We start from the raw sequence: 13,102 nt of genomic DNA, 5'->3' as shown, positions 1-13,102 counted from the left end.
TCCACTAGGTAGTGATTCTTCATCGGGGGCCTCGGAGCAGCCGCTCCATCGGGTGCTCGACGAACTTGTAGAGCACCGCCGAGGCGAAGATCGAAAGGACGAGTACGCCGGCGTACCAGGTCAGGTTCGCCCAGCCGATCGGGCCGGCGATGCCGTGGTACTCCTTGATCGCGTACAGGATGGTCGCGTGGACCAGGTAGAACGCGTACGACCACTGGCCGAGTGCGACCAGCGGCTTGCTGCGCAGCAGTGACCGGCCGCCACGGATGTCGCGCGCGGCGACGGCGAAGATCAGGAAGCCGTACAGCAGCGTCAGGATTTCCTTCTGGCACAGGCCCATCGTGACCGCGCCCGGTACCTGGGTCGGGTGCGAGCCGGAGTACCAGAGCAGCCACAGGCCGCCGCCGGTGACCACGAACGCGAACCACACCGGGATCCGCGGCTTCCACCCGGACCGCAGCGCGATCGCCAGGCCGATACCGAACAGGAACGCGACCGAGTGCAGGACCGGCTGCGGCAACACCGGTATGTCGGCCTTGTAGTGGAACAGCGCCAACCGGTACGCGCCGCCGATCACGAGCACCGCGACGCACAGGATCAGCCCGCCGGCCACCTTCAGCTTCTGGGTGGCCCGCCAGACGAACGGGAAGTACGCGTAGAAGAACGCCTCGACCGACAGCGTCCAGCCCGCCGGGTTGCCGCCGTACAGGATGGTCGGGTTGTTCGACCAGCCGTGCAGCAGCAGCGCCGACAGCACCAGCACGCTGACCGAGACCGGCTTGATCCAGGACATCCCGGCCGGCGGATCGACCCGGTAGAAGACGAAGAACGCCGCCACCAGTGTGAGGATGTACAGCGGGAAGATCCGGGCGAACCGGCGCCGGTAGAAGGTCCGGATCTTGGTGCCCGGCTGCGCCGACCAGGTCAGCACGAAACCGGACAGCACGAAGAAGAACGTGACGCCGGAGGTGCCGTACTTCAGGAAGTCGAAGATCGGCAGCGGCGCCAGGTTCGTCATGTGGTGGCAGAACACGAAGAAGGCCGCCCACCAGCGCAGACCGGTGAGCGACTCGACTCGGGGCAATCTCTTGCTGGGGGAGCTCGGCGGTGCGCCGGACTCCCCCGGGAAGGCACTGACGGGCGCACCGGGGGGCGGGGTCGACGCATCCGCCGCCGGAACTGCCGGCGGCTGCGTCTGGTTCTCTTCGGCGGCCTTCGTCATAGGTGTGATCTACTCCGCGAGAGTGGCGACGACACGCTCGGCGGCGTGACCGTCCCCGTAGGGCATTGGGCGTTCCCCCGTGGGAGCCGGCCGTGCAGCCAACCCGGGCAGCTTACTCACGTCGGATGTCAACACGTTCCATCCGTCCGCCAGCGTCTCGACCCATTCGGTCTCGGTGCGCAGCGTGGTGCACACCCGGCCGAGCAGGAAGGCCTCCTTCTGGAGACCGCCGGAGTCCGTGACCACGCCGGCCGAACCGAGCACGGCCTGGACCATCTCCGGGTACGCCAGCGGCTCGCGGACGTGCAGCGAACCGTCCGGACGCTCCAGCTTGATGCCGTGCTCCGCGCACTTCGCGACCAGCCGCGGGTGCGCGAGCAGCAGGACCTGCGTCCCAGCGGCGGCGAGACCGTCGACGATCGCGGCCAGCCGCTCCGGGTCGTCGGTGTTCTCGGCCCGGTGGATCGTGGAGACGACGTACTCGCCCTGCTTGAACGGACCGTCCAGCGGCTTGCCCTGGACAGCGTCACGGACCCGGAAGCACACGTCGGTCATCACGTCACCGACGAGCCGCGACTTGTCCTTGAGACCCTCGTTGGCCAGGTGGTCCATCGCCACCTGGGTCGGAGCCAGCAGCAGGTCTGCCGCGTGGTCGGTGAGCACCCGGTTGTGCTCCTCCGGCATCAGCCGGTTGAACGAGCGCAGCCCGGCCTCGAGGTGCGCGACCGGCAGGTGCATCTTCACCGCGGACAGCGCACCGGCGAGCGTCGAGTTGGTGTCGCCGTACACGAGCACCCAATCCGGCTTGTGCTCGTCCAGTACGGCGTCCATCGCGGCCAGCATCGCGCCGGTCTGGACACCGTGGCTGCCGGACCCGACGCCCAGGTGGACGTCCGGGTCCGGGATCCGCAGGTCGGCGAAGAACACGTCGGACATGTTCTTGTCGTAGTGCTGCCCGGTGTGCACGATCACGTGCTGGTGGCCGTGTTCCTTTTGAGCCGCGGCGAACGCCTCCGCGACCGGTGCCAGCTTCACGAACTGCGGGCGCGCACCGACAACGCTCAGAACCTTCATGGTTACTGGGACTCCCCGGCGACGGCCACCGTGCGGTCCTCCGACGCCGACTGGAGCACGGCCTCGGCCACCTTCACGGTGGTCAGACCCTGCTGCAGCGTGACGATGTCGGCCTCCTTGCCGAGCACCGCGTCGCGGAACGCCTCGTGCTCGGTCTTCAGCGGCTCGGGCTTGCTGATCGCGTACCGGATCATGTCGCCCTCGCTGACACCACGGAAGTGCGCGACGTCGTCCCACGCGGTCTGGACGGTGCCGTTGGCGTGGAAGGACAGGTCGGCGGTCAGGGTGTCGGCGATGAACGCGCCCTTCTCACCGGTGACGACGGTGAGCCGCTCCTTCATCGGGGACAGCCAGTTGACCAGGTGGCTGGTCACGGTGCCGTTGGCCAGCTTGCCGGTCACCGCGATCAGGTCCTCGTACTGCCGGCCGGACTTGTGGGCGCTCTGCGCGGCCACGGAGACGAACGGCGACTGCGTCACCCACGCGGTCAGGTCGATGTCGTGGGTGGCCAGGTCCAGCACCACGCCGACGTCGGCGATCCGGGCCGGGAACGGGCCCTGGCGGCGGGTGGTGATCTGGTAGATGTCGCCCAGCTCACCGGCCTCCAGCCGCACCCGCAGCGCCTGCAGCGCCGGGTTGTACCGCTCGATGTGACCGACCGCGCCGACCAGGCCGGCCGCCTCGAACGCCTTCGCGATCTCGGTCGCCTCGGCCGACGAACCGGCCAGCGGCTTCTCGATCATCGCGTGCACGCCGGCCTCGGCCAGCGCCTTCGCGATCTCGGCGTGGTACTGGGTCGGGACCGCGACCATGCAGTAGTCGAGCTTCTCGGCGATCAGCTGCTCGATGTTCTCGTGTACCGGACGACCGCCGGCCACGCCGAACTTGTCACCGCCCGGGTCGGCCACCGCGACCAGGTCGACGCCCTCGAGCGACGCCAGGACGCGGGCGTGGTGCCGCCCCATCATGCCCAGGCCGATCAGGCCTGCCCGCAGGTTCGCCATCGTCACGCACCCGCCTTCGCCACGGTGTTCACCGCGGCCACGATCCGGTTCAGGTCTTCCTCGGACAGCGAGGGGTGGACCGGCAGCGAGAGCACCTCGGCCGCGGCCTTCTCGGTCTCCGGCAGGTCCAGGTCACGCTGGAACGAGGGCAGCCGGTGGTTCGGGATCGGGTAGTACACGCCGCAGCCGACGCCGTACTCGGTCCGCAGCGCGTTCGCGAAGCCGTCGCGGTCCTCGGTCACCCGGATCGTGTACTGGTGGTACACGTGCGACGCCTCGGGGGCGACCGCCGGGACGCCGACACCGGCGAGGTTCGCGTCCAGGAAGGCCGCGTTCTCCTGCCGCTGCTTGGTCCAGCCGCCGACCTTGGTCAGCTGCACCCGGCCGATGGCGGCGTGCAGATCGGTCATCCGGTTGTTCAGGCCGACGACCTCGTTCTCGTACTGCTTCAGCATGCCCTGGTTGCGGAACAGCCGCATCCGGCGCTCCAGGTCGGCGTTCGCGACCGAGTTCATGCCGCCCTCACCGGACGTCATGTTCTTGGTCGGGTACAGGCTGAACATCGCGAACTCGCCGAAGGTACCGACCGGGGCGCCGTTCCAGGTCGCGCCGTGCGCCTGCGCGGCGTCCTCGTAGATCTGGATGCCGTGCTTGTCGGCGATCGCCTGCAGCGCGGTCATGTTCGCCGGGTGACCGAACAGGTGCACCGGCATGACGGCCTTGGTCTTCTCGGTGATCGCGGCCTCGACCGCGGCCGGGTCCAGGCAGAAGTACGTCGGCTCGATGTCGGCGAACACCGGGGTGGCGCCGGTCAGCGCGACGCTGTTCGCGGTCGCGGCGAAGGTGAAGGACGGGACGATCACCTCGTCACCGGGGCCGACACCCGCGGCCAGCAGGCCCAGGTGCAGACCGGACGTTCCGGAGTTCGTCGCGACACACGCCCGGCCGGAGACCAGCGCTGCGCCGAACTCCTGCTCGAACGCCGCAACCTCGGGGCCCTGCGCCAGCATCCCGGACTGCATGACCCGGTCGACGGCTTCGCGCTCCTCCTTCCCGATGATCGGCTTCGCGGCCGGAATCGGCTGCACCATCAGTTCTCCTCCATGTTTTCGGCGTTTTCGTCGGCCGGCCGCAGCCGTCCGTCGGTTTCGATGTACATCTCGCCCGTGTTCGGGCACTTCCACTCGCCGTCCCCGACGGACAGCAGCGGAACGCCGGCCTTGCCGACCCACTTGAGCCGGCGCGCCGGAACCCCGGCGACCAGCGCGAAGTCTGGCACGTCCTTGGTCACGACCGCACCCGCGGCGACGGTCGCCCAGCGGCCGATGGTGACCGGGGCCACGCAGACGCTGCGCGCACCGAGCGAGCAGCCTTCCTTCAGCGTCACCCCGACCGGTTCCCAGTCGTGCCCGCTCTTCGGCGTACCGTCCGGGTTCACCGCGCGGGGGAAGTAGTCGTTGGTGAGCACCACCGCCGGACCGATGAACACGCCGTCCTCGAGGGACGCCGGCTCGTACACCAGCGCGTAGTTCTGGATCTTGCAGTTGTCGCCCATCCGGACCCCGGTCCCGACGTAGGCGCCGCGGCCGACGATGCAGTTCTTGCCGAGGACCGCGTTCTCGCGGATCTGGGCCAGGTGCCAGACCGACGAACCGTCGCCGATCTGGGCGCTGTCGTCGACGTCGGCGGAGGGCGCGATGCGGGACGTCACAGGATCTCCTTCTCGATGAGCCAACTTCTCAGTACTTCGGCCGAGCGGCGTCCGTCGTGCAACTCCGCCACGAATCCGGGGCCGGCGGACGCGTGCGCTGCGGCGGCCTCACGATCAGCGATCAGACCGGAGACGACATCACCCAGGGTGTCGGGATCCGCCTCCACGATCGGCACCTCTCGCCCGGCCAGACTACGCACCCGCCGGCGCACCGAATCACCGACGTACGAAACCACGATCCGCCCGGCCGCCAGGGCCTCCACGGCCGCCACGCCGTACAGGCCGATGTGCAATTGATCGACAACGATGTCCGCGGCACCGATCACGGCGGGCATCTGGTGGTTCGGCACGCCGGTGATCCGCCGGTACTCGATCAGGCCCCGCTCCTGCAGCCCGGTGAGCACCTCGTCGATCTCCTGCGTGCCCTTGAGCTTCGCGTTCGACGGGACGTGCGCGACGACCGGCTTGTCGAGCTCGAACAGCGGCCGCGCGGCCAGCTGCCACCGCTGCGGATCGATCGCGACCGGCAACCAGTGGGCGTTCGGTACGTCGTCCAGCAGGTCGACCGTGGAGACGAAGACCGGCAGGCCCAGCGCCTCGACGATCTCCGCGTGCCGGCGGGCCTGCGGCTCGAGCCGATCGGTCAGCTCGTCGCCCGGGGTGAACGGCGACCAGCGCTCGCGCTTCGCGTGCCGGCTGGGCAGCCGGATGTCGGAACCGTGGAACAGCAGCGCGACGTCGACGCCCTTGCCCAGCAGCGCCTCGATGTCCGGTACGGCGTCGGCGTGACCGCGGGCGCCGAACAACGGGCGCAGCGACTCCACCAGCACGTGCGTGTACTGCTCGACGTACTGCTGCTGGGCGCGTTGCCAGCGCGGCTGGCCGAACCAGGCCAGCGGTACGCCGTAGTCATTGGGGAATTCGAACTGGCCCTTGCGTTGCAGGGCGAACGAGACGGCGTCGACGTCCGGCAGGGTCTTCGCGGCCTGTGCCCAGGCGTGACCCTGCCCGGCGGAGTTGGTCGGGCCGACCAGCATCCGCACGGGCGTCGTCGCTACCGGCGGGAACGCCGGCAGGGCCGCGTACGAGTACCGCAAGCCGCGCAGGCGCCGCCGGACCGCTCCCGCGGTCCGGGCCAACGGCGCCGGCAGGTGCTCGCGGATCGCACGCGTCACCGTCACTGTGTCACCCATTACGTCGTAGGTACCTTCATCATGTCGAGCTCGCGGCGCGCGGCGGGCAGACCGAGCACCACCGGGGTGCTGGCCTTGCGCTGACCGAGGTTCCAGCCGGCCCAGATCGCGCCCGCGTCCAGCGCGATCACGACGTCGGCCTGGTCGATCGTGGTCAGCACGTCCCGACGGCTCAGCACGCGCTCCCAGTACGTCTTCCCGAGATCACTGGTGGCCCGCTGCCCGCGCAGGAACTTGACCGGCTTCGACCCCTTAATTGCCGGAGGCAACATCTTCCCGGCAACCTTCCGGGCCTTCCGCGCCCGCCACTCGACCGCCTTGACAACCCGCTTCGCGCCGGTAGGCCGCGGCTTCGCCGCGGCGGGCGGGGTGGATGAAGTGGGGGCAGCGCCCGCGCCGGCGGTACCGGCGTCGGCGGTGCTTGCACCGCTCGCGGTGCCGGCCGATGCTTCGCTGCCGGCGGCAGCTACCTGGGCGGCGGCGGGGGCTACCTTCGCCTCGTCCTCGACGACGGATTCCGGGTCGGCGACGGCTTCCGGTGCGATGACAGCGTCGGGCGCCTCGTCCGTCGGCTCGGTGGTCGGCTCCGGCTCGGCCGGGGCGGCCGGCATCCGGCCGGGGCCGATCAGCGTGAACGAGTTGACCTTGTCGGCAACCCAGTCCGACGGAGCGACCCAGCCGACGACATCGATGGTGATGTCCTGGTCACCGAGGTCCTCACGAACCTGGTCGAAGTACGTCGGCGGAAGCCGCCGCGTCGACAGCAACACAACCTTGCTCATGCCGCGACCCCCTGCACGCTTGCAGCCAGCGCTTCGATCCGCGGATCCAGCTGCAGATCACGCCGGTACGACGCACCGAACTCGCGCGCCTTCGCCCGGATCCCCTCGTCCGCGGTGCGTGCCGCGTGCGCCGCCTCGATCAGCGCGGCCGCGATCGCCTCCGGCGTCACGTCCGACACCGGGAACCACAGCGGATGCCCACGCAGCACATCGGACGCGGCGTTCTCCGGGTCGTGCACCGACACCACCGGCAACCCGGTCGCCAGGTACTCGAACACCTTGCCGCTGGTCACGTACCGTCCCTTGCCCAGCATCAGCAGCTGCGCGTCGAACTCGTCGTACGCCTTCGCGATCTCGGCCTTGCCGACCGGACCCTCGTAGCTGACCCCGGCGTCCGCGGCCGCGTTGATCGTCGCGAGCATGTCTGCCCGCGGCTGCGCGTAGTACCCCAGGTAGCCGTAGATCTTGGCCTTCGCGCCCGCGAGCTCGGACGACTGCTCCTTCGCGAGCTGCCAGCCCTCGACGAACTCCTTGAGCGGCACCTTCGGCGACACGGTGCCGACGTACCCGAAGACCAGCGGGCGGTCGGTGACCGCGCCCCGGTCCTGCGTGTCCGGCACCAGGTCCGGGTCGAACCCGTTCGCGACCGTGTGCATCTTCGACGCCTGCGCCGGGTAGAGCTTCTCGTGCCAGTCCTTGATCGGGTCGTTCACGAACCAGACCTCGCGCGCGGACTCCACCAGCTTCTTCTCCCAGCGGGCGGCGCGGCTGTTCGGCTCGTGCAGCCGGTCGCCGGTGAAGACGTCCAGCAGCCACGCGTCCCGGTAGTCCATCACGTACGGCACCTGGAACTTCTTGTGCAGGTGGTACGCCGCCGTGAACGCGACGTGCGGGTTGGCGGTGGCGACCGTCAGGTCGACCTTGTGCGCCTTGTGGATCCGCTCCGCGGCCTTCTCGATCACCGAGCGCCAGGGACCGTACCCGCTCTCCGGGAACGGGATCTGGTCCTGCTTGGTGCGCCACTTGGCCCAGAGCTTGGGGTTCGCCGCGCGACGCTTGGACCAGCGGCGCAGGTCGGCCTCCAGGATCGGCCACTCGAACGGGACCCGGACGACCTCGACGGACGGGTCCACCCGCTCCTCGAGGGTCAGGTCCGCACCGGTGAACCGGAAGAACGTGTCGCGGTCGGCCGTCAGCACGGTCACCTTCCAGCCGAGCGCGGCGAACCGGTTGGCCGTGGCCAGTGCCCGGTAGACACCGCCGCCCCGGCAGGGCGGGAAGCCCCAGGCGACGTACAACAGGTGTGGGCGGTCGGTCATGCAGGTCCTTTTAAGAGATCGATAATTGCGTCGGCCAGTTCGTCGTACGGCGTGGTCGTGGACAGGTGGTCCGCCGCCCACTGCAGTGCGTGATCACGCAGCTTCTCCAGCTCACCGGGATCCGCGGACCAACGCCGCAAGGTCTCGGACGCTTCCGCCACCGAGTCCACCAGGACTCCGCCACCGGACTCCTCGATCACCTTCGACTGCCGGGGCAGCCGGGTGGAGAGAACGGGAAGACCGCTGGCGAGGTACTCGTAGATCTTCGACGGCATCGCTTCGATGAACGCCGGCGTCGGCTGCAGCATGGCCAGGCTCGCCCAGGCGCCGTGCGCGATCCGCCAGGCGTCGGCGGGTGGCTGGCGCCCGTGCAGCCGGACCCGGCCACCGACGTCGGGCTGCGCGATCCGGGCTTCGATCTGCTCCCGGTCCGAGGGTGCGACCGGGCCGACCAGGTCGAGGGACCACTCCGGCGCCGCGGCGACGGTCTCGACCATGTCGAACAGACCACGGCTGGTGCGCAGGTCCCCGACGTACACCGCGCGCGGTGCGCCGGTCGGCGGGGACGGCGCCAGGAAACCGTGGTCGGGCAGGTTCTGCACCACTAGGCGGTGTTTGGCCTGGTGCGGCGCGAGATGCGAGTCGGCGACCACGGTGAGATCGGCACCCGCGGCCAGCTTCGACCCCGCGCGAACGATCAACCGGGCCGGCAGGCCGGCAGGCCCCTGCGCCCAGGCCCGGTCGGCCAGCAGCCGCTCGTAGTCCTCGTGTACGTCGACGACGAGCTTCCGCCGCCGCAGCGTAGTGACGAGCCGGGTGACCGGAATCATGTCCGGGTCGACCGTCATCACCACCTTGGCCTTGGTCCGCCAGGGCAGTACGGCGGTGCGGGCCAGCCGCTGCACCAGGTTGCCGCGCGGCCCGGCGTGCACCATGGCGCCGGCCGGACCACCCTCGGCATCACCGAGGCCCCACAGCTCGACACTCAGGTCGCGGTGCTGCAGGGCCGCGGTGATCTTGTGCAGGCGCGCATCGGCCACGTCGTGGCCGGTCGTGATGATCCCCACGTCCGGCGCCGTGCTGCGAGACATCGCTCAGAGGTCCTCGAGTGAGACAGCTTCTTCTTCCCCGACCTGCAGGAACTTGGTGTAGGCCTGGATGACCTCGTTGGGTTCGCCGCGCATCATCAGCTTGCCCTTGTGCAGCCAGATGCAGTCGTTGCACATCTCGCGGACACTGCTCATCGCGTGGCTGACCAGGAACATCGTGCGGCTGTTCGAGACCAGCTCGGACATCTTCGCCGCGGCCTTGGTCTTGAACGACGCGTCACCGGCCGACAGCGCCTCGTCGATCATCAGGATGTCGGGGTCCATGTGCACCGCGACCGAGAACGCCAGCCGGCTGAACATGCCGGACGAGTACGTCCGCATCGGCATCTCCATGAAGTCACCGAGCTCGGCGAACTCGGCGATCTCCTCGTACCGCGCCTCGATCTCCTTGCGGCTCAGACCGGCCGCCAGCCCACCGAGGACCACGTTTTCCTTGCCGGACAGGGCGGCGTTGAAGCCGACACCCAGCGACAGCAGCGTCGAGACCCGGCCGTGCACCTCGATCCGGCCCGAAGTCGGCGGCAGGATGCCGGCGATCGACCGCATCAGCGTCGACTTGCCGGCGCCGTTCGCGCCGATGATGCCGATCGTCGTGCCGTGGTTCACGTCGAACGACACGTTCTGGACGGCCTTGACCTCGCGGACCGCACGCTCGCCGCGGCCCAGCCGGACGATCGCGCTCTTGAAGGTCGGCACCCGCTCGAACGTGGTCCGGTAGGTGATCGACACGTCCTGCACCTTGACGGCCGGCATGTTCGACGTGCTCTTCTGCATCGGCTTCTTCTCGGTCTCAGAGACGGACAACGAAATCACGCTCCCTCGACATGAAGAACAACGAGCCCACGACGAAGGCCAGCACCGCCCAGAAGCCGCCGCCGATCCACATCTTGACGACCGGGACGTGACCCTTGACGAGCAGGTCGGTCCAACCGCCGAGCAGTGGGTAGAGCGGGTTGTACTGGATGAAGCCCTTGAACTTCGCGGGTGCCTGCTCGGCGAACCACAACACCGGGGACATGTAGAGCCAGATCCGCACGAAGTACGGCAGGAAGCTCGCGGTGTCGCGGAAGTACACCTGCAGTGCGGCGAAGATCATTCCCATCCCGGCGGCGAAGACCGTCAGCATGATCAGGAAGGCCGGGGCCAGCAGCATCTGCCAGCGCAGCTTCTGTCCCATCAGGACGTGGATGGCGATGTACACAACCAGGGTCGGCAGGAACCGGAAGAACGCGGTCCGGACCGCCGACAACGGCAGCAGCATCCGCGGGAACGACTGGTTCAGCAGCAGCTTGCCGCCGCCGACGACGCTGGCCGCGCCGGCCGTCATCGCACCCGAGAAGTAGTAGAAGGCGAACAGGCCGCCGCACATGTGAGCGAACCGCAGTCCGGCATCCACGCGGGCGCCACCGCCCGCGATGATGTCGGTGAGCAGGTAGTACACCAGGGCGAGGAGCAGCGGGTTCAGCACCAGCCACACCTGTCCGAAGAAGGTGTTCGTGTGCGCACCCCGGATGTTCGTCCGGGACATCTCCGCCGCGAACTCCCGCCGCTGCCAGAGCGCCTTGAAGTACGGGCGCAGAGCCGGCAGACCGACCTTGTGCGGTTCGTACACGTGCACCGACGGGTTGAACTCCTCGTCGACGCTAGTCGCGTTCATTCAGGCGATGCCTCTCTCTGCCGGAAGTTGGATCCACGATGGGCCGATCACCTGGGTTTCGGCGGTTGCCGCCCGGGGTACGGCGGTGTGCCACGCGGACCGGGAAGCAGAGTAGCGGATCCGCTCGGACGCCGACGACACAGCGGTCCTCCTTAGTGAGCAACGACGTACGGACGGCAACCAAACGTCGTTCCCCGCTGCATCCACAACACCTGCGTCGTCCTTCGCCGATCGTTATCCGGAATATACATTTGACAGCCAGCGACGGCCAAAACGCGTTGCAGGCAAGTCAAATCGCGGTCAATTCATCGGTACGACGCTACGCCTGTGCCGGAAGTTGACGTGACCCGGCACACCAGGTGCTAGCAGTGGTACCCCGGGAGCTGCGGACGTGGGCCGGACGTGACACGCAACAGCACGTCCGGACTCCCCATGGACAGCCTCACCATCCACGGAGCACCCGCCGGCACCTCCCGGGGTTCCACCGTCGGCGCGAGGACCAGGGCGGCGGTCATCGGCCGGCGGAGACCGGTACTGGAGGACAGCGCTACGCGGGATCCCTGCAAAGATGCCTTCGCGCTGGGGACGGCACACCGGACACGACGGGCGGCGGCACTGGGCGGAACCGGTCGCATCGGGCACTCCTCCTGATCGGCCTCACGATGGGAGATGCCACAGTTTGTACACCCTCCGGCACAGCCGGTGATGGCACGGAAGTGCGAGGGCACCGATGCGCCGGGATCGAGACCCAACCGAAACAGGCTCCGCTGACGAGACAGCCAACTGGGGCCAGAATTGGAACAGCAGCCCGGCGGCGCTCAGGTGGTCCGTCGCCGGGCTGCTGGACCTCAATTCTCGCTCACGACTGCGCAGAAGTGGTGGCCAGATGGTGACACGGCACAACAATGCTGACGGGACAACAAATATCGCTGCGTGCATGTGCGCCGACACGGACAGTGGCTTCGGGACTGGATCGGCCCCTCTAACCTGGAGGGGCGGTAGCGGGCGGTGACAGCAATCGGTAGGGAGGGGAGGGTCGTGAGCACAACGGACACGGAGCGTGCCGACCATTTGCGGGTGCTCGGACTCAACGACGACGAGATCAAGGTCTACCAGCACCTGCTGCGGACCGGGCCGTCGTCGATCACCGAACTGGACGACGCCGTCCCCGATCGGCAGGCGCCGATCGACAGCACGCTCGGCGGGCTGGTGCAGGCCGGGCTGGCCCGGCGCTCCGGCTCGGACCACTCCCGGTACCTCCCGGTGCCGCCGGACGCCGGCCTGGAGGCGATGACGCTGCGCCGCGAGTCCGAGCTGAAGCAGGCCCGGATCGAGGTGCTGAACGCGTACGACGAGTTCCGCCGGACCGTGCACAACGAGTCGACCACGCACCTGATCGAGGTCGTCACCGGGAGCGCGATCGTCGAGCGGATCCATCAGATCAAGGGCAGCGCGCAGCGCGAGATCCTCGCGATCGACTCCCCGCCGTACTACATCGGCGGTCCGAACCAGGAGGAGATCGACCACCTCAAGCGCGGCGTCGCCTACCGGGTCGTGTACTCGCCGGAGTCCGTCGAGGTGCCCGGGTACCTGACCGAGAACATCCTGCCGTGCGTGGAGGCGGGTGAGCAGGCGCGCGTACTGCCCGACGTACCGGCGAAGCTGACGATCATCGACTCCTCGATCGCGTACGTGTCGATGTCGGTGCGCGACACCGAGGTGAACCGTTCGCTGCTCATCATCCGCCCGAGCAGCCTGCTGACCGCGCTGGTCGGCATGTTCGAGCTGTGCTGGCGCAACGCACTCCCGCTGCACGCGTCGGTAGGCACCGAGGACGACCGCCTGGAACCCATCGAACGCCGCCTGCTGGCCCTCCTGGCCACCGGCGCCGCCGACGACACCATCGCCCGCACGCTAGGCATCAGCCGCCGCACATTCTTCCGCTACCTCGAACGCCTGATGAACCGCACCGGCGCCAGCACCCGCTTCCAACTAGCCCTCCACGCCGCCCGCGAAAACTGGCTGTAGATA

12 protein-coding genes are annotated in these 13,102 nt (G+C 68.6%); 1 reads left to right on the top strand and 11 read right to left on the bottom strand.

The features are described 5' to 3' along the window. Positions 1 to 19 precede the first annotated feature (19 nt). Genes FB475_RS17785 through FB475_RS17735 form a run of 11 tightly spaced genes read right to left on the bottom strand, consistent with a single transcriptional unit; the run spans position 20 to position 11,071 of the window. A complete protein-coding gene (locus FB475_RS17785) occupies positions 20 to 1,222 on the bottom strand; it encodes an acyltransferase family protein (RefSeq protein ID WP_141857356.1) in 1,203 nt (400 codons plus the stop codon). A gap of 9 nt (positions 1,223 to 1,231) precedes the next feature. Continuing rightward, complete coding sequence (gene wecB, locus FB475_RS17780; RefSeq protein WP_141857355.1) at positions 1,232 to 2,296, bottom strand: non-hydrolyzing UDP-N-acetylglucosamine 2-epimerase; 1,065 nt, start codon at positions 2,294 to 2,296, stop codon at positions 1,232 to 1,234. Positions 2,297 to 2,298: 2 nt separating this feature from the next. Beyond that, positions 2,299 to 3,300, bottom strand: a complete 1,002-nt coding sequence (locus tag FB475_RS17775; protein ID WP_141857354.1) for a Gfo/Idh/MocA family protein — start codon at positions 3,298 to 3,300, stop codon at positions 2,299 to 2,301. Between the two features lie 2 nt (positions 3,301 to 3,302). After that, positions 3,303 to 4,394, bottom strand: a complete 1,092-nt coding sequence (locus FB475_RS17770; RefSeq protein ID WP_202878438.1) for a DegT/DnrJ/EryC1/StrS family aminotransferase — start codon at positions 4,392 to 4,394, stop codon at positions 3,303 to 3,305. Then, positions 4,391 to 5,011: an acyltransferase gene (locus FB475_RS17765; protein ID WP_141857352.1), complete on the bottom strand. Its 621-nt coding sequence runs from the start codon at positions 5,009 to 5,011 to the stop codon at positions 4,391 to 4,393. The genes FB475_RS17770 and FB475_RS17765 overlap by 4 nt, the downstream gene beginning before the upstream one ends. Beyond that, positions 5,008 to 6,192, bottom strand: a complete 1,185-nt coding sequence (locus tag FB475_RS17760) for a glycosyltransferase (RefSeq protein WP_141857351.1) — start codon at positions 6,190 to 6,192, stop codon at positions 5,008 to 5,010. The genes FB475_RS17765 and FB475_RS17760 overlap by 4 nt, the downstream gene beginning before the upstream one ends. An 11-nt stretch (positions 6,193 to 6,203) precedes the next feature. After that, positions 6,204 to 6,986 (bottom strand): hypothetical protein, encoded by a 783-nt coding sequence (locus FB475_RS17755; RefSeq protein WP_141857350.1) that lies wholly within the window; start codon positions 6,984 to 6,986, stop codon positions 6,204 to 6,206. Then, the gene (locus tag FB475_RS17750) at positions 6,983 to 8,305 is read right to left on the bottom strand and encodes a glycosyltransferase (protein ID WP_238332199.1); all 1,323 of its coding nucleotides are present in this window, start codon (positions 8,303 to 8,305) and stop codon (positions 6,983 to 6,985) included. The genes FB475_RS17755 and FB475_RS17750 overlap by 4 nt, the downstream gene beginning before the upstream one ends. Continuing rightward, positions 8,302 to 9,396 carry a glycosyltransferase family 4 protein gene (locus FB475_RS17745; RefSeq protein ID WP_141857349.1) on the bottom strand — a complete coding sequence of 365 codons (1,095 nt, stop codon included), beginning with the start codon at positions 9,394 to 9,396 and terminating at the stop codon, positions 8,302 to 8,304. Before FB475_RS17745 ends, FB475_RS17750 begins: the two co-directional genes overlap by 4 nt. Positions 9,397 to 9,399: 3 nt before the next feature. After that, on the bottom strand, positions 9,400 to 10,218 hold the full coding sequence (locus FB475_RS17740) for an ABC transporter ATP-binding protein (RefSeq protein ID WP_238332198.1): 819 nt from the start codon (positions 10,216 to 10,218) through the stop codon (positions 9,400 to 9,402). Then, positions 10,205 to 11,071 (bottom strand): ABC transporter permease, encoded by an 867-nt coding sequence (locus tag FB475_RS17735; protein ID WP_141857348.1) that lies wholly within the window; start codon positions 11,069 to 11,071, stop codon positions 10,205 to 10,207. Before FB475_RS17735 ends, FB475_RS17740 begins: the two co-directional genes overlap by 14 nt. A gap of 1,038 nt (positions 11,072 to 12,109) precedes the next feature. On the opposite strand from FB475_RS17735, the gene FB475_RS17730 reads away from it, so the two are divergent. Then, the gene (locus FB475_RS17730; RefSeq protein ID WP_141857347.1) at positions 12,110 to 13,099 is read left to right on the top strand and encodes a helix-turn-helix domain-containing protein; all 990 of its coding nucleotides are present in this window, start codon (positions 12,110 to 12,112) and stop codon (positions 13,097 to 13,099) included. Positions 13,100 to 13,102: the final 3 nt, after the last annotated feature.

Source organism: Kribbella jejuensis (assembly GCF_006715085.1).
GTDB lineage: Bacteria > Actinomycetota > Actinomycetes > Propionibacteriales > Kribbellaceae > Kribbella > Kribbella jejuensis.
This window is presented reverse-complemented; position numbering and strand designations above follow the sequence as displayed.